The following is a 21,066-nucleotide window of genomic DNA, read 5'->3' as shown; positions in this document are numbered from 1 at the left end:
GCGTTGTCGTCGGTCTCCCCCACGCTCGAACGAGCTCCCGCGGGGGCACCCCCACCGCACCGCATCGACTCCCTCCTCCGCCTTGCGATGCACGGTGCCGGACGCCGCTCGCTGATCCGGCCTGATCGACAAGACACCCCCTAGCGGTCGCCGGCGACGGCCGCGTATGACGCCTCCCGGGTGACACGCACGGGATGCCCGGTGCCGCTCCCTGTGGTGGAGTGACCCCATATGCACCATGAGTCCGCCGCCTCCACGAGAGGCGGGACTTAATCTGCTGTTAACTGTGCGTAGCCTGATCGTACTTGACTGTAATCGTCAGGGAGCGATTGACTGCTGATCCACCCTTCCGCCGACGCGAGGCAAGCCATTGACTTCCGACCTGCTCGCACCCCTCGACCTTGCGTTCTGGAACATCGAGTCCGCCGAACACCCGATGCACCTGGGGGCGCTCGGCGTGTTCGCGGCGCACACCCCGACCGCGGGCGCCCACGCGGCCGACCTGCTCGCGGCGCGGGCCGCCGCCGTACCGGGGCTGCGCATGCGCATCCGCGACGCCTGGCGCCCGCGCGGTCTGCTGCGGTCGCCGTTCTCGTTCGGCGGCGCGGCCCGCGAGCCCGCCCCCGACTTCGACCCCTCGGACCACGTCCGGCTGCACGCGCCGGCCGCCGACTTCCAGGCGGCGGCCGGACGGCTCATGGAGCGCCCCCTGGAGCGCGGCCGGCCCCCGTGGGAGGCGCATGTGCTGCCCGGCGAGGACGGGGTGTCGTTCGCCGTGCTGTTCAAGTTCCACCACGCCCTCGCCGACGGCCTGCGGGCCCTGACGCTGGCCGCCGCCGTCCTCGACCCGATGGACCTGCCCGCCCGCCGGCCCCGCCCCGAGGAGCCCGCGCGCGGCCGGCTGCCCGATGTGCGCCGGCTCCCCGACGTCGTGCGCGGCGCCGTGTCCGACGTGGGCCGGGCCCTGGACATCGGGACCTCCGTCGCCGTGTCCACCCTGGCCACCCGCTCCACGCCCGCGCTCACCGCCGAGCCGAGCGGCACCCGCCGTACCGCCGGGGTCGTCCTCGACATCGACGACGTGCACCGCGTCCGCAAGGCCGTCGGCGGCACCGTCAACGACGTCCTGATCGCGGTCGTCGCCGGCGCGCTGCGCCGCTGGCTCGACGAGCGCGGCGACGGCAGCGAGGGCGTCGCGCCCCGCGCCCTCATCCCGGTCTCCCGGCGCCGCCCGCGCACCGCGCACCCGCAGGGCAACCGTCTCTCCGGCTATCTGATGCGGCTCCCGGTGGACGACCCCGACCCGCTGCGCCGCCTCGCCGCGGTCCGCTCGGCCATGGACCGCAACAAGGACGCGGGCCCCCACCGGGGCGCCGGGGCCGTCGCCCTGCTCGCCGACCACGTGCCGGCGCTCGGGCACCGCTTCGCCGGGCCGCTGGTCGCCCAGGCCGCCCGGCTCTGGTTCGACATCCTCGTCACCAGCGTGCCGCTGCCCGGCATCCCGCTGAAGCTCGGCGGCCACCCCGTGGCCGAGGTCTACCCCTTCGCCCCGCTGGCCCGCGGCCAGTCCCTGGCCGTCGCGATCTCGACGTACCGGGGCGGTGTGCACTTCGGACTCGTCGCCGACGCCCGGGCCGTACCGGACCTCGACGTCCTCGCCCGGGCGATCACCGAGGAGGTCGCCGGACTGATCACCGCCTGCGACCCCTGACCCGCCCGCCCCGGGCCCTTCCGCCGGATTTTGGAGGAGGGGCCCGGCGTTTCGTAGAATTCCGCGTTCGAAAGCGAGCGCGACCGGAGCGCCGCGGGTGATCAGGGAACGGCAGCGGCGATGACGGTGACAGACGACGGTTCGACGGCGATCAGGACCGAGGCCGGACAGGAGCCCGCCGACGACGTCGTGTACGGCCCCGGCATCGACCCCGAGCGGCTGGCCGTCTGCCTCGGCGTGCTCGAGGAGCTCGACAGGCTGGAGGTCGACCACCCCGACGCGATCGCCGTGCGCCGGGCCACCGCGGGCGTCTACCGCACCGTGAAGCAGCGCCGCCGTCAGGAGCGCCGGGCGGCGAAGACCGCGCACGACAAGGCGGTCACGGAGGCCACCGCGACCGGCTCGGCCCAGCGCATCGACGACGAGACCGAGGGCCTGCTGCCGTCCTCCCGTACCGAGGAGGGCCGGATCGCGGGGATACTCCAGCGCCCGCGCTCCTGCTACACCTGCAAGACCCGGTACGTCGAGGTCGACTACTTCTACCACCAGCTCTGCCAGGACTGCGCCAAGCTGAACCGGGACAAGCGCGACGTACGCGCCGACCTCACCGGCAAGCGCGCCCTGCTCACCGGCGGCCGCGCCAAGATCGGCATGTACATCGCCCTCAGGCTGCTGCGGGACGGCGCCCACACCACGATCACCACGCGCTTCCCGAAGGACGCCATCCGCCGCTTCAAGGCGATGGACGACTCGGGTGACTGGATCCACCGCCTGGAGGTCGTCGGCATCGACCTGCGCGACCCCGCCCAGGCCGTGGCCCTCGCCGAGCGGGTCGCCGAGGCGGGCCCGCTCGACATCCTCGTGAACAACGCGACGCAGACCGTGCGCCGGCTGCCCTCCGCCTACGCCGCGCTGGTCGAGGGCGAGAGCGCCCCGCTGCCCGCCGGCGAGCTGCCCGCCCACCAGGTGATCGGCGCCTTCAACTCCGGCGCGGTCGACGGTCTCACCGCGCTGCCGGTGGGCGCGAGCGGCCTGGACGCCCAGAAGGTCGCCGACCTCGCCCTCGTCGCGGGCAACGCCAGCGTCGCCCGGCACCTGGACGGCACGGCCATCGACGCCGGCGGTCTGGTCCCCGACGTCGTGGAGTCCAACACCTGGGTGCAGACCATCGACCAGATCTCCCCGATCGAGCTGCTGGAGACCCAGCTCTGCAACTACACCTCGCCCTTCATCCTGATCAGCGCCCTGCGCCCGAGCATGGCCGAGGCCGCGAAGAAGGCGGTGAGCGGACGGGCGTACGTGGTGAACGTCTCCGCGATGGAGGGTGTCTTCGGCCGCGGCTACAAGGGCGCCGGACACCCCAACACCAACGCCGCCAAGGCCGCGATGAACATGGTGACCCGCACCAGCGCCCAGGAGATGTTCGAGACCGACGGCATCCTGATGACGTCCGTCGACACCGGCTGGATCACCGACGAGCGCCCGCACTACGACAAGCTGCGGCTCGCCGAGGCCGGTTTCCACGCCCCGCTCGACCTGGTCGACGGTGCCGCCCGGGTCTACGACCCGATCGTGCGCGGCGAGGCGGGCGAGGACCTGTACGGCGTCTTCCTGAAGGACTACGCGCCCGGCAAGTGGTGACGCGGCACGCCCCGAATCGCGGTGATTCGGGGCGTGTTGGCCGGATCCGGCCGGGCGTGGCACCGGTCCGGGGTGAGTTGGATCGCGAACCAGGGTCCTGCTACGCCGAACGAGTGACGCACAAAAGTCGCGTCCAGGAGCAGAACAGGCGATTCCTGGCGGGTGGTTACCGGTCGACTCCGGAGATTTACACGTTGTTTGCAGCCCCATCGAGCAGGCATGCGCTCATTTGGTTAATCTGGAGCGGACGGACAGCGCCACAGGGTCCCAACCCACACCCATGGTCCGTCCCGGGACAAGCCGGTGCACAACGGCCTGCTTGCACACCAGTTACCGACGCCACCGCGTCCGCATCGACGTTGAGCTGGACCCGAAGGGGCGTCAGGTACCGGACCGCAGACTGGCCGGCTCCGCCCCCCGAGGGTGATCCGACACAGAAGGAGTGCGCGGTGACACCTGAGAAGACGAACGGCGAGCAGCGTTCCAAGGAACGCGCGGAGCGCGCGGGCCGCGGGTCGAAGGAGATCGGCAGTCTCGACGTGTGGGCCCGGTCCGCCCCCATCCGGCTGGCGGGCTACGAGGAGGACCTCGCCGAGCCCCACATCCTGCCCAGCGTCGACTGACGGGGCCGGACCACCCACCGAACGCGGAGAGCCGCGGCCGACGACCGGCCGCGGCTCCGGCATGTCCGGCGCCGGATCACAGCCCTTGTCCCGCTCCCTGGCACTTCCTTGATCACTCGCTCGTTTGCCTAAAGGCTTTAGGTGGAGTCATACTCCATTAAGGCAAGCGGAAGGATCGTTGTGGCACGCGTGGGACTCACCCCGGACCGACTGGTCCGCGCCGGCGCCGAGCTGGCCGACGAGATCGGCTTCGAGCAGGTCACGGCGTCGGAGCTGGCGCGGCGCTTCGGCGTCAAGGTCGCGAGCCTGTACTCGCACGTGAGGAACACCCAGGACCTGCGGACGAGGATCGCCCTGTTCGCGCTGGAGGAGATGGCCGACCGGGCCGCCGACGCCGTCGCCGGACGGGCCGGCAAGGACGCCCTGGTCGCCTTCGCCAACGTCTACCGCGACTACGAGCGCGAGCATCCCGGCCGGGCCGCCGCCGCCCGCATGCCGCTCGACCCCGAGACGGCCGCCCGCAGCGCCGGGCCCCGGCACGCCCAGATGACCCGCGCGATCCTGCGCGGCTACGACCTGGCCGAACCGGACGCCACCCACGCGGTCCGGCTGCTCGGAAGCGTTTTCCACGGGTACTCCAGCCTGGAGTCGGCGGGCGGCTTCCGGCACAGCGCACCCGACTCCGAGGAGACCTGGAACCGGATCCTGGACGCCCTGGACTCCTTGCTGCGCAACTGGCCCACCGAGCCCACCTCCTGATCGACAGGCTGAGGACATGAACACCGAGCACGACTGGATCACCACCACGGTCACCGCGGACCTGCTGCGCGGCGCCCTCGACACCGAGCGGACCGAGCACGGGCTGCTGCCGCACCGGCTGCCCGCCCGGGCCCGTGCGCAGAACACCGACGGGCAGCTGGCCATGGCCGAGTCGCATCCGTCCGGCGTACGGCTCGTCTTCCGCACCCGGGCCACCACGGTCGAGCTCGGCGCCCTGCCTACCCGCCGCAGCTACGTCGGCGTGCCCGAGCGCCCCGCCGGCGTGTACGACCTGCTCGCCGACGGGCGCCTGGTGGCGCAGGGCAGCGTCGACGGCGGCAACGTCGTGACCGTCGACATGGCGGCGGGCACCGAGGAGTTCCGCTCGGGGCCGCCCGGCACCGTGCGCTTCGACGGGCTGCCCGAGGGCGACAAGGACGTCGAGATCTGGCTCCCGCACAACGAGACGACCGAGCTGATCGCCCTGCGCACCGACGCCCCGGTCGAGCCCGCCGGCGACCCCGGCCGCAAGGTGTGGCTGCACCACGGCAGTTCCATCAGCCACGGCTCCGACGCCGCGAGCCCCACCGGCATCTGGCCCGCCGCCGCGGCCGCCCTCGGCGACGTGGAGCTGATCAACCTGGGCCTGGCCGGCAGCGCCCTGCTCGACCCGTTCACCGCCCGCGCCCTGCGCGACACCGCCGCCGACTACATCAGCGTCAAGATCGGGATCAACCTGGTCAACCTCGACCTCATGCGGCTGCGCGCCTTCGGACCCGCCGTCCACGGCTTCCTCGACACCGTCCGCGAAGGCCACCCGACGACACCGCTGCTGGTGGTCTCGCCCATCCTGTGCCCGATCCACGAGGACACCCCCGGGCCCTGCGCCCCGGACTTCACGGGTCTGCGCGAGGGCCGGCTGCGGTTCGCGGCGATGGGTGACCCGGCCGAGCGCGCGGCCGGCAAGCTGACGCTGAACGTCATCCGCGACGAGCTGTCCCGGATCGTGCGGGAGCGGGCCGCCGACGACCCGCACCTGCACTACCTCGACGGCCGCGAACTCTACGGCGAGGCGGACTTCGAGGAGCTGCCGCTCCCCGACGGCCTGCACCCCGACGCGGCGACCCACCGCCGCATGGGGGAGCGGTTCGCGAAGCTGGCCTTCGGCGTCGACGGGCCGTTCGCGCGGGAGCTGTGAGCCGGGCGGGGCGGACCGCTCAGTCGAGCGGCGCCGTCCTGCGCCACGGCCGCAGCCGCTCGACGTGCTCCGCGAGGGCCAGCAGCGCCGCCTCGGAGCCGGGGCGTCCCACCAGCTGCACGGCGGTGGGCGCTCCGGACGGCAGCGTGCCGAACGGCACCGCCATCGCCGGCCACCCCGTGAGGTTCCACGGCGGGGTCAGCGGCGAGTAGCTGGTGTTGGCCAGCACGTTGCGCAGCCAGCCCCGCTCGTGCCACGGCACGGACCGGGGCGAGCGGCGCGCGAGGGCCGGGGTGAGCAGCACGTCGTACTCGGCGAAGAACGGCTCCAGCCGGGTCCGCAGCCGCTCCCGGTCCCCGCCGGTGCGGGCCCGGCCGACGAACCGGCGGCCCACGGCCGCGTGCACCCGTGTCCGGCGGGTGAGGAGGGCGGTGTCCAGGCCCCGGGCGTCCACCGACGTGCCCGCCGTCCAGTGCGTCAGCGAGGTGACGCCCAGCGACATCGGGTACGGCGGATCGGCCCGGCGCACCTGGTGACCGGCCTTCATCAGCAGCGCCGCGGCCTCCCGAGCGGCACTCGCGTACGGCTTGCTGATCGTGACGCCGGCGATGGGGCTGCGCAGCGACACCGCGATCCGGTACGTGTCCGGTGCCGCCGGCGCCGCGACCTCGGTGCCGGCGAGGACCGACAGCATCAGCCGGGTGTCCTCGACGGTCGTGGCGAGCGGGCCGTTCTCCGACATCCCGAACCAGTCGCCGTCGCCGATGCCGGCCGGGACCACCCCGCTGCCGGGCTTGATCGTGATCAGGCCGCAGTTGGCCGCGGGGATGCGCAGGGACCCCATGCCGTCGTTGCCGAGGGCGAGCGGCACCAGGCCCGCCGCGACCGCGGCCGCGCTGCCGCCGGACGAACCGCCCGCCGTGCGGGAGGTGTCCCAGGGATTGCGGGCCGTGCCGTGCACGCCCTCGGTGGTGCCGAAGACGCACAGCTCCGGCACGTTCGTCAGGCCCACCACCACCGCTCCGGCGGCGCGCAGCCGCGCCACCGTGACATGGTCCTCGGCGGCCGGGGCGTCCGGCGTCGCCGCCGAGCCGACCCGCGTCGACTCGCCGCGCACGGCCAGGTTGTCCTTGACGGCCACCGGCACCCCGGCGAGGGGCAGTCCGGCGAGATCCCCCCGCGAGGCCACCTCGTCGGCCTCGGCGAGCGCCGCCTCGGCGCGGACCACGCGGAAGGCACCCACATGCCCGTCCAGCCGCTCGATCCTGGCGAGGTGCTCGGCCACCACCTCCCGGGGCGTGGCCCGCTTCTCGCGTACGGCGGCGGCGATCTCGGCGGCGGTCCGGCCGACCCAGTTGGTCACGGGCGCTCCTTCTGCGTACTGGCGGGTATGCAGGAGAACTCTGCCCCGCGCCGGGCCCCGAGTCGAGGGGGCGCCGGGCCCGGATGTCCGGGTGTGGCTTCCGGCGCCACCGGCCGCGGGGCCGAGGCCGTGTCACACCCGGGTGTAGCCGCCGTCCGCGAAGAGCTCGGCGCCGGTGACGAACGAGGAGGCGTCCGACGCCAGGAAGAGGGCCGCCTCGGCGATCTCCTCGGCGTCGGCCAGCCTCCCCAGCGGCACGAAGGTCTCGGCGAACCGGTCGACGTCCGCGCCCGCCGCGCCCAGCAGGCCGGGGGTCCGCGTCGGCCCGGGGCTGAGCAGGTTGACGCGGAACCGGCGCTCCCGTGACTGCCGGGCCCAGTTGTGCACGAGGTTGGTCAGCGCCGCCTTCGAGGCGCTGTAGACCTCCAGGTGCTCGTTGGGCCGCACGCTGTTGCTCGACCCGACGACCAGGACGGAGGCGTTCTCCGACAGCAGCGGCAGCGCCTTCTGCACGGTGAACAGGGGACCCTTGACGTTGACGGCGAGCGTCAGGTCGACGTTCGCCTCGGTGTGCGCGCCGAGCGTGGCGTCCGCGACGATGCCCGCGTTGGCCACCAGCACGTCGATGCGTCCGGCCTCCTCGCGGACGCGGTCGTAGAGCGCGTCCAGGTCGGCCAGGACCGAGACGTCGGAGCGCACGCCGATGGCCGCCGGCCCCAGCTCCCTCACCGCCGCGTCGAGGCGGTCGGCGTCCCGGCCGGTCACGAAGACCCGCGCGCCCTCTCGGACGAACCGGTGGGCGACGGCCAGCCCGATCCCGCTCGTCCCCCCGGTGATCACGGCCACCTTCTCCTGCAGTACGCCGGACATGGCGAACCCCTTCAGTTGTGGAATGGATCGTCCACAACGTAGAGGGTTATGGACGATCGGGTCAAGAATCGGTACGCTGAAGGCATGGCGAGACCACGCGCATTCGACGAACGCCGGGTCCTGGAGCAGGCCCGGGAGCAGTTCTGGGCCACGGGCTACGCGGGCACCCGGATGGACGACATCGCCCGGGTGACCGGCCTCGGCAAGGGCAGCCTGTACGGCGCGTTCGGCGACAAGGGCAAGCTGTTCCACCGGGTGTTCGGGGACTGGTGCGCGGCGGTCGTCGAGGTGGCCGAGGAGCATCTGTCGGGCGGCCCGGACGCGGGGGCCATGGCCCGACTGGCGGGCTATGTGCGGATGATGGCGGAGAACGCCGCGTCCGACACCGAGCGGCGCGGATGCCTGCTGGCGAAGGGGACCGCCGAACTGGCCGAGCAGGACCCGGCGGTGGCCGCCCGGTCGGCCGAGACCATGGCGGCGCTGCTCGCGCTGCTGCGGACGGAGATCGCCGCCGCCCAGCGCCACGGCGACATCGACGCGGCCGCCGATCCGCAGGACCTGGCGGCGCTGCTGCTGACGGTGGTCCGTGGGATGGAGGCGGTCGGCAAGGCCGGTCTGGATCCACGGGTGCTGCGGGGAGTCGCGGACACCGCCCTGGCGGTGCTGCCCGGGCCCGGTGCCGGCTCCGCGGGCTGACCGGGAGCGCGGTCCCGGGCGGTCACCAGGGCCGGGGTCTCGTTTGGATCAGGCCGGATCCGAACGAAAGACCCTGGGCCCCGGTGAGCGCCCTTCGGCGTGTCAGTGCCGCCCGGTGCCGTGGTAGCGCTGGGCGAGCCGGGCCAGGGCGACCGCGCCGAGCAGCAGGCCGAAGTCGCGCAGGGCGATGTCGTAGTGGCCGGGGATCGTCAGCAGGTCGACGATGATCCCCGCGAGCCAGCCGGCGACCAGCCAGGCCCCGAAGCGGGGGGCCACGGCCACGACCAGCCCGGCGACGATCTCGACGACGCCGACGGCGTACATGGCGGCCTGCGCGCTGCCGGGGACGACGTCGTCGATCCACGGGGCGAGATAGCCCGGCCAGTCGACGAGCAGATTGGCGAACTTGTCCAGTCCGAACAGCACGGGAGCGACCGTGAATCCGACGCGCAGGATCCAGAAGGCCTGGTAGCCGGGGTCCGAGGTGAGGGCCTGCCGCGTGGTGCCGGACGTGGCGGGTGCGGAAGCGGGTGCGGACGACATGACGTCCTCCTTCTATGAGCAATGTCTCTTGATGATAGAAGCGCAGCCCGTCTCTTTAGTCAATGCCGATTGGTTTTACACTGGTGTTCGTGGATCACTCGAAGGAAGCACCCCGCGACGACCTCTCCGCCCTGGCGGCGCTGGACGAGCCGACGCGCCGCCGGCTGTACGACCTCGTGGCCCGCAGCGCCGGTCCCGTCGGCCGGGACGAGGCCGCCCAGACCCTGGGCCTGGCCCGGCAGACCGCCGCGTTCCATCTGGACCGCCTCGCCGGGGAGGGGCTGCTGGACGTCGTCTACGAGCGGCGCAGCGGGCGGACCGGACCGGGCGCCGGACGGCCCGCCAAGCTGTACCGCCGCTCCGGGCGCGAGGTCGGCGTGAGCGTGCCCGCCCGGCAGTACGAGCTGGCCGGGCAACTGCTGGCCGAGGCCGTGGAGGAGTCCGACGCCACCGGCGAACCCGTCCGCGCGGTGCTGAACCGCAAGGCGTCCGAACTGGGCGAGCGGATGGGCGCCGAGGCCGCGGCGGGCGTCGTGGACCTGCTGGAGCGGTACGGCTTCGAGCCGCGCCGCGAGGGGGACACCGTCGTCCTGGGCAACTGCCCCTTCCATCTCCTGGCGCGCAAGCACGTCGAGACGGTGTGCGGGATGAACCTGCATCTGCTGCGCGGCGCGCTCGCCACCTCGGGTGACACCGCCTACCAGGCGTGTCTGGCACCGGCTCCGGGCCGCTGCTGCGTGGTCCTGGAGCCCGCTTCCTGAACCCGTCGACCGGTGCGCGATCCGGTCGACGGCCCCGCCCCGGGGCCGGCCGGACCCCCAGGCCCGCTCCACGGGTACGCGTCCGGGACGGCGACAGCCCGGCCGGGCCTCACGCGCCCCGCGCCAGCCCCGTGCTCCCGCGCTCGACCAGCCGGGGCACCGGCACCCGCACCGCCCGTGCCGATCCCCCGTCCAGCAGGGCGATCAGTTCACGGGCCGCCGTACGGCCGAACTCCGCGCTGTCCCTGGACAGGGCCGACAGCCACGGCTTGACCATGCGGCACAGGGCCGAGTCCTCCCAGGAGACCACGGAGACGTCCGCCGGTACGGAGAAGCCGAGTTCGGTCGCGGCGGCGGCCCCCGCCACCGCCATCACGTCGTTGTCGTAGATGAGCGCCGTCGGGGGAGCGGTGCCCTCCAGGACCCGGCGGGTGACGGCCGCGGCCTCGGCGTCCGAGTAGTCCGTCGTCACCGACCGCACCTCGGCCAGGCCCCGCCGCCCCGCCTCGGCCCGCAGCGTGCGGATCCGGCGCTCGGTGTGGGCCAGCCCCGGCAGCCCGGCGATATGGACGATCCGCCGGTGACCGAGCGCGTACAGGCCCTCCACCACGGACGCCATCGCGCCCGCGTCGTCCGCCCACACCGTCGACAGACCGGGGTGCCGGTCGTCCGGTGCGCCGCCGATCACGACCGCGGGCAGGCCGAGTTCGTCCAGCAGGTCCGGGCGGGGGTCGTCGGTGCGCGGGTCGACCACCAGGACACCGTCGACCCGGTGCTCGGCCCACCAGCGCCGGTACACCGCGCACTCGTCGGCGACGTCCTCCACGACCTGGAACAGCAGCCCCAGATGCCGCTCCGCCAGCACCTGCTGGATGCCGGAGACCAGTTGGAGGAAGAACGAGTCGACCCCCAGCGTGTCGGCGGGACGCGCCAGCACGAAGCCGACCGTCGCCGCCCCCTCCCCGGACAGGGCGCGCGCCGCCGTGCTGGGCCGCCAGCCCAGGTCCTCCGCGACCCGCCGCACCCGCTCACGGGTGTCCTCGGACACCCCGGGCCGGCCGTTCAGCGCGAAGGAGACGGCGCTCTGCGAGACCCCGGCGTGCCGTGCGATGTCCTTCATCGTCGGCCGCCGGGCCGGTGAGCGTCGGCCCGGAGTCGCCGTCATCGTCATCCCCCCGTCCAGGACGCATGCGCGCGGCATGCGCACTAATGCGGTTCAGTGCCGTGATCCTAATGCGCTTCAGCTGCAATCGTCTAATGCGCATTAGTCACTAATGCAATTAGCTGTGCGAGAGCCATTGACGCTTCCGCGTGACGGCGTGCAGGGTCTGCCTCGTCCCACCAACCCGCCCATCAAGGAGGCCGGTTCACGGTGCCCCTCTCCCGTAGAGCCCTCGCTGCCGCATTCGCCGTCTGTGTCGCGCTCCCCCTCAGTGCCTGCGGTTCGTCAGGGGGCGACAGCGCCGGCGCCGACGCCTCCGGCAAGGTCGAAGGGGACATCACGTTCCAGACCTGGAACCTGCGCGCCAACTTCAAGGACTACTTCGAAGGCGTGATCGCCGGCTTCGAGAAGAAGTACCCCGGCACCGAGGTGAAGTGGATCGACCAGCCCGCCGAGGGATACGCCGACAAGATCAGCGCCGACGCGGCGGGCGGCACGCTCCCCGACGTCGTCAACGTCTCGCCCGACCTCGTCGCGCCGCTCGCCAAGGCGGGCCTCGCCCTCGACCTGGACAAGGTCGCGGGCACGTACAAGAAGGAGTACCTGGACGGCGCCTGGGCCAGCCACCAGGTGCCGGGCCTGCAGGGCACGTACGCCTTCCCCTGGTACCTCAACACCGGCCCGCTCTTCTACAACAAGACCCTCTTCAAGGAGGCGGGCCTCGACCCGGAGAAGCCGCCGAAGACGTACGACGAGGTCTTCGACGCCGCCCTCACCATGGCGCAGAAGACGGACGGCAAGGTCGCCACCCTCGCCAACGTCCCCACCATCGAGGACTTCGGCCGCTACGGCGTCCCGCTGATGAACAAGGAGGGCACCGCCTTCGCGTTCAACGACACCAAGGGCGTCGAACTCCTCACGAAGTACAAGGAGCTGTACGACGCCAAGGCGCTCGACCCGCAGGCGCTCACCGCCACCCCCGAGTCCTCCGGCAAGAAGTTCCTCACCGGGGCCGTCGCCATGAACCCCGGCAGCGCCCTCGACCTCGGCAACTTCAAGAAGCAGGCGCCGAACCTGTACAAGAACATCGGCATCACCGACCAGATCACCTCCACCGGGCACGTCAACATGTACGTGATGGGCGTGATGGTCAACGCGCAGACCAAGCGCACCCCGGCCGCCGTCGCGTTCGCGCACTACGTCACCGACGCCGAGCACCAGATGTCCTTCGCCAAGAAGGTCGCCATCTTCCCCAGCACCGCCGGCTCCCTCGACGACCCGTACTTCACGAAGGAGGACGGCACCGACGAGACCCGGGTGCGGGTCGCCGCGGCCAAGTCGCTGAAGAACGCCGTGAACTACACGCCCGTGCTGTTCAGCGAGCAGATGAAGACCGCGCTGCGCAACGAGGTCGCCAAGGCGCTGCAGGGCAAGGAGAGCCCGAAGGAAGCGCTCGACAACGCTGTCGCGGCCTGCGACCGCCTTCTCCAGCAGCAGGGCTAGCCGACGATGGCCAGCTCCACCGTGTCCCGGGTGCGGCGCCAACTGCCGTCCAGCCCCTGGCTGTTCGCCGCCCCGGGCCTGCTGATCACCGGCGCGTTCATCCTGTACCCGTTCGTCTCCACCCTGGTCAACGCCTTCACCGACCGGCGCACGCTCGTCCCGGGCGAGTTCGTCGGGCTCGCCAACTTCCGCGAGCTGCTCCACGACGACATGTTCTGGATCGGGCTGCGCAACAGCACGCTGTACGTCCTCGGCGTCGTCCCCGCCCTGGTCGTCCTGCCCCTGCTGCTCGCGCTGCTCGTGCAGAAGAACATCCCCGGCATCACCTTCTTCCGGTCCGCCTTCTACACCCCGGTCGTCGCCTCGATCGTCGTCGTGGGACTGATCTGGGTGTGGCTGCTCGACGAACGCGGCCTGGTGAACTCCCTGCTGGAGGCCATCGGCGTGGGCCGGGTCGGCTTCCTCAGCGACCAGTGGCTGCTCCTGCTGAGCGCCATGGCCGTGACGGTGTGGAAGGGCCTCGGCTACTACATGATCATCTACTTGGCCGCGCTCGCCAATGTGCCGCGCGAGCTGCACGAGGCCGCCGCCGTCGACGGGGCGGGCGCCGTCCGCCGCTTCCTCACCGTCACCGTGCCGGCCGTCCGCTCCACCATGGTCCTGGTCGGCGCGCTGTCCTCGGTCGCCGCGTTCAAGGTGTTCTCCGAGGTGTACCTGATGGCCGGCCCGAGCGGCGGCCCGGCGGGCGAGGACACCACCCTCGTCATGCTCGTCCAGCGCACCGGCACCGGCCTGACCGGCCGGGTCGGCTACGCCTCGGCGATCTCGGTCGTCGTCTTCGTGGTCACCGTCGCCCTGATGCTGCTCGTGCTGCGGGCCGACCGGAAGGACGCGTCATGAGCGTCATCGACAAGGCGCCACCCGCCCCCGCGCGGCCGGCCGCCCCGCGCGAACCCCGGATCACCGACGAACACGGCCGCCGGGTCCGCGTCTGGGAACTCGCCCTGCGCTACCTGCTCCTGCTGGGGGTGCTCGCCCTCACCGTCGGCCCGTTCCTGTGGCAGCTGTCGACGTCCCTCAAGGGGCCCACCGAGGACATCTTCAGCTCCCCGCCCCGCTTCCTGCCCGCCGACCCCACCCTGCACAACTACGAACGGGTCGCCGACACCATCCCGGTCTGGGACTACGCCCTCAACTCGCTGAAGGTCGCCGCCGCCAACGTCGTCACCAACTGCGTCGGCGCGGCCCTCGCCGGGTACGCCCTGGCCCGTCTGCGCTACCGGGGCCGTACGGCCGCCACGCTTGTCTTCATCCTCGCGATGCTCGTCCCGGTGGAGGGCATCATCATCGCCCAGTTCACCACCATGCGGGAGCTCGGGCTGAACAACACCCTGATCGGGGTCGTCCTGCCCGGCTGCGTCAGCGCCCTCAACGTGCTGCTGATGCGCAACGCCTTCCTCAATCTGCCGTACGAGATCGAGGAGGCGGCCTTCGTCGACGGCGCGAACGTCTGGCAGCGCTTCCTGCGCGTCGCCGTGCCGTCCGTGAAGGGCACCCTCGCGGTCGTCGCGATCTTCGCCTTCATGGGCGCCTGGGACGACTTCCTGTGGCCGCTCATCGTGCTCAGCGACCCGTCCAGGTTCACCCTGACCATCGGCCTGAACTATCTGCACGGCACCTTCGCCAACGACGAACGCCTCGTCGCCGCCGGCACGATCATCGCCGTCGCCCCGCTGATCGCCCTGTTCGCCTGCCTCCAGCGGTACTTCTTCCGCGGGGTCGGCGAGGGCGCCGTCAAGGGCTGAACACGACCCCCCTCGCACCTCCGTCACAAGGACACGCATGCCTCCTGCCGTGCGCTTCGGCGTCAACTACACCCCGAGCGAAGGGTGGTTCCACCACTGGCTGGACTTCGACCCGGACTCCGTGCGCGCCGACCTCGACTCCATCGCCGCGCTCGGCCTGGACCACATCCGGGTCTTCCCGCTGTGGCCGTACTTCCAGCCCAACCGCACCCTGATCCGCGGCCGGGCCGTCGAGCACCTGGTCCAGCTCGTCGACGCCGCCGCCGAACGCGGCCTCGACGTGAACGTCGACGGCCTGCAGGGCCACCTCAGCAGCTTCGACTTCCTGCCGGCCTGGACCCGCACCTGGCACCGCCGCAACCTCTTCACCGACCCGGACGTCCTCGACGGCCAGGCCGCCTACCTCCGCGCCCTCGCCGCCGCCCTCGCCGACCGGCCGAACTTCCTCGGCATGACCCTCGGCAACGAGGTCAACCAGTTCTCCGCGGACCCCCACCCCGACCCCGACCGGGCCACCGAGGCCGACATCGACCGCTGGCTCACCCGGATGCTCGCCGCCTGCGAGGAGGGCGCCCCCGGCCGGCTGCACCTGCACGCCGAGTACGACGCCACCTGGTACCAGGACGACCAGCCGTTCACCCCCGGCCAGGCCGCCCGGCACGGCGCCGTCACCGCCGTCCACTCCTGGGTGTTCAACGGCACCGCCCAGCGGCACGGCCGCGCCTCCGTCCCGTCCGAGCACCACGCCGCCTACCTGATCGAACTCAGCAAGGCGTGGGCCGACGACCCGCACCGCCCGGTGTGGCTGCAGGAGGTCGGCGCACCCGCGCCCCTCGTGCCGCCCGAGCACGCCGCCGCGTTCACCGAGGCGACCGTCACCCACGCCCTGGACTGCCCCGGCCTGTGGGGGATCACCTGGTGGTGCTCCCACGACGTGTCCCGCGACCTCGCCGACTTCCCGGAACTCGAGTACGGGCTCGGCCTGCTGACCAACGACCGCACCCCGAAGGACACCGCCCGGGTGCTGGAGCGGGCGGCCCGCGCGACACCCCGCACACCCGAGCCCCGTACGACGGCCCTGATCGTCCCCGCCGATCCGGCCCGCCGCTCCCTCTGCGCCCCGGGCGGCCCCGTGTTCGACGCCTTCTTCCGGCTCACCGCCGACGGCGCCCGCCCCACCACCGTCCTCGACAGCCGCGCGGACGACCCCGCCCACCTCCTCGCACGCGGCATCACCGAGGTCGTCGCTCCCGACCAGGTACTCCCCACCCCCCAAGGAGGCACCCGCTCGTGAACCCCACCAGACGCACCGTCCTCATCGCCGGCGCCACGGCCGCACTCCTGCCGTCGCTCCCCGCGCACGCCGCCGCCAAGGCACCGGCGGGCCCGCCGTACGCGTCCTACTGGTACCCGGACTCCCTGCCCGCCGGGACGCCGGACCCCGGCATCACCTGGCGCAGCCTGAAGTCCTGGCGCCCGGCCGCCGATCCCGACCTCGCCTTCAATGCCTCCACCGTCCCCCTCGCCCCCCGCTTCACCCCGACCCCGGCCAACCCGGCCGCACGCGCGGACCAGGCCCGCGTCCAGTCCCTGGTGTCCTTCGGCCCCACCGCGAGCAACCCGTCCCAGGGCTCGGCCACCGCGGACTACTACGCCCTCACCCACTGGGCGTACATCGACGAGCTGGTGTTCTGGGGCGGCTCCTCCGGCGAGGGGCTGATCCTCGCGCCGAACGCGCCGATCGTGGACGCCGCCCACCGGCACGGCGTGCGCGTCCTCGGCAACGTCTTCCTGCCGCCCGCCGCCTACGGGGGGCAACTGCGGTGGACCCGGGACCTGGTGCAGCGGGACGCGGCGGGCCGGTACCCGCTGGCCGCGAAGCTGGTCGAGGTCGCGAAGGCGTACGGCTTCGACGGCTGGTTCGTGAACGCCGAGACCGGCGGTGGCGACGCGGCGCTCGGCGCGGACATGCTCGGCTTCCTGCGGGAGCTGGGAACACGCGCCCGGGCCGAGGGACAGCGGGTCACCTGGTACGACGCGATGACCGTGAACGGCTCCGTGAGCTGGCAGGGCGCGCTGAACGCCCGGAACGAGCCCTTCTTCCAGGCGGCCGACGACATGTTCGTCGACTTCCGCTGGACGGCGGCGACCCTGGCCTCCTCCGGGCAGCGGGCGGAGCGACTGGGCCGCGACCGGCACGAGTTGTGGGCGGGTGTCGACGTCGAGTCCAACGGCTGGAACACGTCCGTCGACTGGGACGCCATCGTGCCCCGCGACCGCTCCCACGTGGTGTCCCTCGGCTTCTACCGGCCCGAGTGGACCCGCAACCACCTGCCCGCCGACCGCAGGACGCCCGGCGACTTCCACGCCGCCGACGACCGCTTCTGGACCGGCCGGTCCCTCGACCCGTCACACCCGGACGCCGGCGACGGCTGGCGGGCCCCGGCCGTCTCCGTCGCCGACCGGTCCACGGTGACCCGGCTGCCGTTCGCCAGCGTCTTCAACACCGGGCACGGGCTGCGCTGGTACGAGAAGGGGGCGGTCACCTCGGACACGCCGTGGAACCACCTCGGACTCCAGGACCGGCTGCCCTCGCGCCGCTGGGTCGTCCGCACGGAGGGGCAACGGCCCACGGTGGCCTTCGACTTCGAGGACGCCTGGCACGGCGGGTCCAGCGTGCTCGTCGCCGGGGACCTCGACCGGCCCGCCGTCCTCGACCTGTACGCGGCCCGGCTGCCGCTCACCCGGGACACCGTCGTCGAGCTGACCCACCGCACCGACGCCGGACGCGTCGACGTGGAGCTGGCCGTCGCCACCGCCGACCCGGCCGCCCCGGGCGAGGCCCCGCCGTACACCTACCACCCCGTGGCCACGGCCGACGGCTGGACGACCACGACCGTACGGCTCACCGGCCTCACCGGCACCGTGCACGCCCTCGGGGTGCGGCTCACCCCGGCCGGCGGCGGTCCCGTGCGCTGGCGGCTCGGCGGCATCGCCGTCCACGACGCGGCCCCCACGCCCGCCGCCCCCTCGGGCTTCCGCGTCACCGGCGCGTCCGGCGGCGACCTGCGCTTCGCGTGGCACCCCGCGCCCGGCGCGACCCGCCACCACACCCTGCACCGCGTGCTGCCCGACGGCACCCGGCGCTTCCTCGGCGGCACCTGCCAGCACGCCTTCTTCACCGGCGGGCTGCGCCCCGCTCCGGGCGAGACGGCGGCACGGTTCGAACTGCGCGCCGTAGGGGAGCTGTACACCACGTCGGCCCCCGTGACCGTGACCCACCGCTGGTGACCACCGCCCGGACGACCTACCGATGGAGCATCCCGCATGCATGACGACCGCACCCTGGTCGAAGCCCGCCTGAAGCGCGTCCTCGACGAACGCGTCCGTCCCGCCGTGTACCCGGAGTCGGTGCCGCTCGACGTGGCCGTGTGGCACGCGCCGGACGAGCCGGTACCGGTCGCCGAAGGGCTCGCCGCCGCGCCCGAGCCGATCGAGGTCGGCGCCCGCTGGGGCGCGCCCTGGGGCACCAGCTGGTTCCGGGTCACCGGGACCGTCCCCGAGGCGTGGGCCGGACGGACCGTCGAGGCGCTGCTCGACCTCGGCTTCGACGAGAACATGCCCGGCTTCCAGTGCGAGGGCCTGGTGTACCGGCCCGACGGCACCCCGGTGAAGGGACTCAACCCCCGCAACCAGTGGGTGCGTGTCGCCGCGCCCGCTGAGGGCGGTGAGGAGGTGCGGCTGCACATCGAGGCGGCCTCCAACCCCGTCATCCTCGACTACCACCCGTTCCTGCCGACGAAGCTGGGCGACAAGGAGACCGCGGGCAGCGAGCCGCAGTACACCCTGACCCGGATGGACCTCGCCGTGTTCGACGAGGAGGTCTGGCAGCTGGTCGTCGACCTGGAGGTGCTCGGCGAGCTGATGGCCGAGCTGCCCGTCGAGTCGGCCCGCCGCTGGGACCTCCTGCGGGCCGTGGAACGCGCCCTGGACGCCCTCGACCTCCAGGACGTCAACGGCACCGCGGCCGCCGCCCGCTCCCGCCTCACCGACGTCCTCGCCGCGCCCGCCGTGCCGTCCGCCCACCGCGTCAGCGCCGTCGGGCACGCGCACATCGACTCGGCGTGGCTGTGGCCGCTGCGCGAGACCGTGCGCAAGGTGGCCCGCACCACCTCCAACATGACCGCCCTCGTCGAGGACGAACCCGACTTCGTCTTCGCCATGTCCCAGGCGCAGCAGTGGGCCTGGGTGAAGGAGCACCGGCCCGAGGTGTGGGCCCGGGTGAAGAAGGCCGTCGCCGACGGGCGGTTCGTCCCGGCGGGCGGGATGTGGGTGGAGTCCGACACCAACATGCCCGGTTCGGAGGCGATGGCCCGGCAGTTCGTGCACGGGAAGCGGTTCTTCCTCGACGAGTTCGGCATCGAGAACGACGAGGCGTGGCTGCCCGACACCTTCGGGTTCGCCGCCGGACTGCCCCAGATCATCAAGGCGGCCGGATCCAAGTGGCTGCTGACGCAGAAGATCTCCTGGAGCCAGACCAACAAGTTCCCCCACCACACCTTCTGGTGGGAGGGCATCGACGGCACCCGGATCTTCACCCACTTCCCGCCCGTCGACACCTACAACTGCTCGATGAAGGGCGCCGAGATCGCCCACGCGGCCCGCAACTTCAAGGACAAGGGCCGCGCCCGGCACTCCCTCGCGCCGACCGGCTGGGGCGACGGTGGCGGCGGCACGACCCGTGAGATGATCGCCAAGGCGGCCCGGCTGCGGGATCTGGAGGGCTCGGCGACCGTCGTCTGGGAGACCCCGGACGCGTTCTTCCGCAAGGCCGAGGCCGAGTACCCGGACGCCCCGGTCTGGGTCGGCGAGCTGTATCTGGAGCTGCACCGGGCCACCCTCACCAGCCAGGCGGGGACCAAGCAGGGCAACCGGCGCAGCGAGCACCTGCTGCGCGAGGCCGAGCTGTGGGCGGCGACGGCCGCGGTGCGTACCGGCTTCCCCTACCCCCACGAGGAGCTGGACCGGATCTGGAAGACGGTGCTGCTGCACCAGTTCCACGACATCCTGCCCGGCTCCTCCATCGCCTGGGTGCACCGCGAGGCCCGCGCCACCTACGCGCGCCTCGCCGGTGAGCTGGAGGCGATCATCGACGCCGCCCAGCGGGCCCTGGCGGGGGAGGGGACGACCGAGCTCGTCTTCAACGCCGCGCCGCATCCCCGCGGCGGGGTGCCGGCGGGCGGTGCGCGGACACCGGTGACGCAGGGCCGCACGGCCCTCACGCCCCGCCCGGACGGCGGGTTCGTCCTCGACAACGGCCTGCTGCGCGTGGAGATCGACGCGCGCGGACTCGTCGTGTCCGCGTACGACGTCGAGGCCGACCGGGAGACGGTCGCGCCGGGCGGGGCCGCCGGTCTCCTCCAGCTCCACCCGGACTTCCCGAACATGTGGGACGCCTGGGACGTCGACGCGTTCTACCGGCACACCGTCACCGACCTCACCGACGTGGACGAGATCACCGCCGTCGACGGCGAGGTGCGGATCGTGCGGTCCTTCGGCGACTCCCGGGTCACCCAGCGGCTGTCGCTGGCTCCGGGAGAGCGGCGGGTGCTGTTCGACACCGAGGTCGACTGGCACGAGACGGAGAAGTTCCTGAAGCTGGCGTTCCCGCTCGACGTGCACGCCGAACGCTACGCGTCCGAGACGCAGTTCGGGCACTTCCACCGGCCCACCCACACCAACACCAGCTGGGAGGCCGCCAAGTTCGAGGCGTGCAACCACCGGTTCGTGCACGTGGAGGAGCCCGGCTGGGGCGCCGCCGTGGTCAACGACTCGACGTACGGGCACGACGTGACCCGGACGGTCCGCACCGACGGCGACCAGGGCACGACCACCACGGTCCGCGTCTCGCTGCTGCGGGCCCCGCGCTTCCCGGACCCGGAGACCGACCAGGGCGTGCACCGCTTCCGGCACGCGCTGGTGCCCGGCGCGGGGATCGGGGACGCGGTGCGGGAGGGCTGGCGGATCAACCTGCCCGAGCGGCGTCTCGCCGGAGCCCGTGAGGTGGCCCCGCTGGTGACCGTCGACCGGGACGCCGTGGTGGTCACGGCCGTGAAGCTGGCCGACGACGGCAGCGGGGACGTGGTGGTCCGTCTGCACGAGGCGCACGGCGGCCGGGTCCGGGCCACGCTGACGGCCGGCTTCGAGGTGGCGGACGTGACGGCGACCGACCTGCTGGAACGCCCGCTGCCCCGGACGCCGGAGCACACGGGCCGGGAGGTCGCGCTGCGGCTGCGGCCGTTCGAGCTGGTGACGCTGCGGCTGCGGCGCGGCTGAGCCGGGCGGGGCGGGCGCGCCCACGCGCCCGCCCCCCCCCGCGTGGATGCCCGATCCGTGCCGTGCCTGCAGGACGACGTAGCGGTCCAGCCACG

Annotated in this window: 17 protein-coding genes; 13 read left to right on the top strand and 4 right to left on the bottom strand. The window is 72.8% G+C overall.

Translation table 11 applies throughout. The features are described from left to right. Positions 1–370 precede the first annotated feature (370 nt). The 5 genes from ACFV46_RS29995 to ACFV46_RS29975 all read left to right on the top strand — a co-directional run bounded on the left by ACFV46_RS29995 (position 371) and on the right by ACFV46_RS29975 (position 5,932). Positions 371–1,711 carry a wax ester/triacylglycerol synthase family O-acyltransferase gene (locus tag ACFV46_RS29995; RefSeq protein ID WP_385500537.1) on the top strand — a complete coding sequence of 447 codons (1,341 nt, stop codon included), beginning with the start codon at positions 371–373 and terminating at the stop codon, positions 1,709–1,711. 120 nt (positions 1,712–1,831) lie between these two features. Further along, positions 1,832–3,352 carry an SDR family NAD(P)-dependent oxidoreductase gene (locus ACFV46_RS29990; RefSeq protein WP_385500536.1) on the top strand — a complete coding sequence of 507 codons (1,521 nt, stop codon included), beginning with the start codon at positions 1,832–1,834 and terminating at the stop codon, positions 3,350–3,352. Between the two features lie 449 nt (positions 3,353–3,801). Continuing rightward, positions 3,802–3,975: a hypothetical protein gene (locus tag ACFV46_RS29985; RefSeq protein ID WP_361936655.1), complete on the top strand. Its 174-nt coding sequence runs from the start codon at positions 3,802–3,804 to the stop codon at positions 3,973–3,975. Between the two features lie 180 nt (positions 3,976–4,155). Next, the gene (locus tag ACFV46_RS29980; protein ID WP_361936653.1) at positions 4,156–4,734 is read left to right on the top strand and encodes a WHG domain-containing protein; all 579 of its coding nucleotides are present in this window, start codon (positions 4,156–4,158) and stop codon (positions 4,732–4,734) included. Positions 4,735–4,750: 16 nt separating this feature from the next. Continuing rightward, complete coding sequence (locus ACFV46_RS29975; protein ID WP_385500534.1) at positions 4,751–5,932, top strand: GDSL-type esterase/lipase family protein; 1,182 nt, start codon at positions 4,751–4,753, stop codon at positions 5,930–5,932. 19 nt (positions 5,933–5,951) lie between these two features. Here the strand turns inward: ACFV46_RS29975 and ACFV46_RS29970 are convergent, their stop codons facing one another. Continuing rightward, complete coding sequence (locus ACFV46_RS29970; protein ID WP_376727838.1) at positions 5,952–7,295, bottom strand: amidase; 1,344 nt, start codon at positions 7,293–7,295, stop codon at positions 5,952–5,954. 132 nt (positions 7,296–7,427) lie between these two features. Continuing rightward, positions 7,428–8,165, bottom strand: coding sequence for an SDR family NAD(P)-dependent oxidoreductase (locus tag ACFV46_RS29965; protein ID WP_376727837.1), 738 nt, complete (start codon positions 8,163–8,165; stop codon positions 7,428–7,430). Positions 8,166–8,249: 84 nt separating this feature from the next. Between ACFV46_RS29965 and ACFV46_RS29960 the strand changes: the two genes are divergently transcribed. Then, the gene (locus tag ACFV46_RS29960; RefSeq protein ID WP_361936645.1) at positions 8,250–8,861 is read left to right on the top strand and encodes a TetR/AcrR family transcriptional regulator; all 612 of its coding nucleotides are present in this window, start codon (positions 8,250–8,252) and stop codon (positions 8,859–8,861) included. A gap of 102 nt (positions 8,862–8,963) precedes the next feature. On the opposite strand, the gene ACFV46_RS29955 is transcribed toward ACFV46_RS29960, so the two are convergent. After that, positions 8,964–9,404: a hypothetical protein gene (locus ACFV46_RS29955; RefSeq protein ID WP_361936644.1), complete on the bottom strand. Its 441-nt coding sequence runs from the start codon at positions 9,402–9,404 to the stop codon at positions 8,964–8,966. 83 nt (positions 9,405–9,487) lie between these two features. Between ACFV46_RS29955 and ACFV46_RS29950 the strand changes: the two genes are divergently transcribed. After that, on the top strand, positions 9,488–10,165 hold the full coding sequence (locus ACFV46_RS29950) for a helix-turn-helix transcriptional regulator (protein WP_385500532.1): 678 nt from the start codon (positions 9,488–9,490) through the stop codon (positions 10,163–10,165). 109 nt (positions 10,166–10,274) lie between these two features. On the opposite strand, the gene ACFV46_RS29945 is transcribed toward ACFV46_RS29950, so the two are convergent. Beyond that, positions 10,275–11,285, bottom strand: a complete 1,011-nt coding sequence (locus tag ACFV46_RS29945) for a LacI family DNA-binding transcriptional regulator (protein WP_385500540.1) — start codon at positions 11,283–11,285, stop codon at positions 10,275–10,277. 252 nt (positions 11,286–11,537) lie between these two features. Here ACFV46_RS29945 and ACFV46_RS29940 point away from each other — a divergent pair, with 252 nt between their 5' ends. From ACFV46_RS29940 to ACFV46_RS29915, 6 genes are read left to right on the top strand one after another with little or no spacing between them, the layout of a single operon-like run. Continuing rightward, positions 11,538–12,830, top strand: coding sequence for an ABC transporter substrate-binding protein (locus ACFV46_RS29940; protein WP_385500531.1), 1,293 nt, complete (start codon positions 11,538–11,540; stop codon positions 12,828–12,830). A 6-nt stretch (positions 12,831–12,836) separates the two neighbouring features. Continuing rightward, positions 12,837–13,730, top strand: a complete 894-nt coding sequence (locus ACFV46_RS29935; protein WP_376727836.1) for a carbohydrate ABC transporter permease — start codon at positions 12,837–12,839, stop codon at positions 13,728–13,730. Continuing rightward, the gene (locus ACFV46_RS29930) at positions 13,727–14,635 is read left to right on the top strand and encodes a carbohydrate ABC transporter permease (protein WP_361936636.1); all 909 of its coding nucleotides are present in this window, start codon (positions 13,727–13,729) and stop codon (positions 14,633–14,635) included. The genes ACFV46_RS29935 and ACFV46_RS29930 overlap by 4 nt, the downstream gene beginning before the upstream one ends. Positions 14,636–14,672: 37 nt before the next feature. Continuing rightward, a complete protein-coding gene (locus tag ACFV46_RS29925) occupies positions 14,673–15,929 on the top strand; it encodes a glycosyl hydrolase (RefSeq protein WP_361936634.1) in 1,257 nt (418 codons plus the stop codon). Next, complete coding sequence (locus tag ACFV46_RS29920; protein ID WP_385500530.1) at positions 15,926–17,926, top strand: endo-beta-N-acetylglucosaminidase; 2,001 nt, start codon at positions 15,926–15,928, stop codon at positions 17,924–17,926. Before ACFV46_RS29925 ends, ACFV46_RS29920 begins: the two co-directional genes overlap by 4 nt. Before the next feature lie 36 nt (positions 17,927–17,962). Next, positions 17,963–20,971: an alpha-mannosidase gene (locus tag ACFV46_RS29915; RefSeq protein ID WP_385500528.1), complete on the top strand. Its 3,009-nt coding sequence runs from the start codon at positions 17,963–17,965 to the stop codon at positions 20,969–20,971. Positions 20,972–21,066: the final 95 nt, after the last annotated feature.

Source organism: Streptomyces sp. NPDC059852, from assembly GCF_042731455.1.
In the GTDB taxonomy this organism is placed as follows: Bacteria; Actinomycetota; Actinomycetes; order Streptomycetales; family Streptomycetaceae; genus Streptomyces.
The sequence above is the reverse complement of the archived record's forward strand: the minus strand, read 5'-3'. Positions and strand labels throughout refer to the sequence as shown.

Coding starts and splice junctions, on each gene's coding strand:
- ACFV46_RS29990 (WP_385500536.1), top strand. CDS start 1,832: ATGACGGTGACAGACGACGGTTCGACGGCGATCAGGACCGAGGCCGGA.
- ACFV46_RS29975 (WP_385500534.1), top strand. CDS start 4,751: ATGAACACCGAGCACGACTGGATCACCACCACGGTCACCGCGGACCTG.
- ACFV46_RS29965 (WP_376727837.1), bottom strand. CDS start 8,165: ATGTCCGGCGTACTGCAGGAGAAGGTGGCCGTGATCACCGGGGGGACG.
- ACFV46_RS29960 (WP_361936645.1), top strand. CDS start 8,250: ATGGCGAGACCACGCGCATTCGACGAACGCCGGGTCCTGGAGCAGGCC.
- ACFV46_RS29955 (WP_361936644.1), bottom strand. CDS start 9,404: ATGTCGTCCGCACCCGCTTCCGCACCCGCCACGTCCGGCACCACGCGG.
- ACFV46_RS29945 (WP_385500540.1), bottom strand. CDS start 11,285: ATGAAGGACATCGCACGGCACGCCGGGGTCTCGCAGAGCGCCGTCTCC.
- ACFV46_RS29935 (WP_376727836.1), top strand. CDS start 12,837: ATGGCCAGCTCCACCGTGTCCCGGGTGCGGCGCCAACTGCCGTCCAGC.
- ACFV46_RS29930 (WP_361936636.1), top strand. CDS start 13,727: ATGAGCGTCATCGACAAGGCGCCACCCGCCCCCGCGCGGCCGGCCGCC.
- ACFV46_RS29925 (WP_361936634.1), top strand. CDS start 14,673: ATGCCTCCTGCCGTGCGCTTCGGCGTCAACTACACCCCGAGCGAAGGG.
- ACFV46_RS29915 (WP_385500528.1), top strand. CDS start 17,963: ATGCATGACGACCGCACCCTGGTCGAAGCCCGCCTGAAGCGCGTCCTC.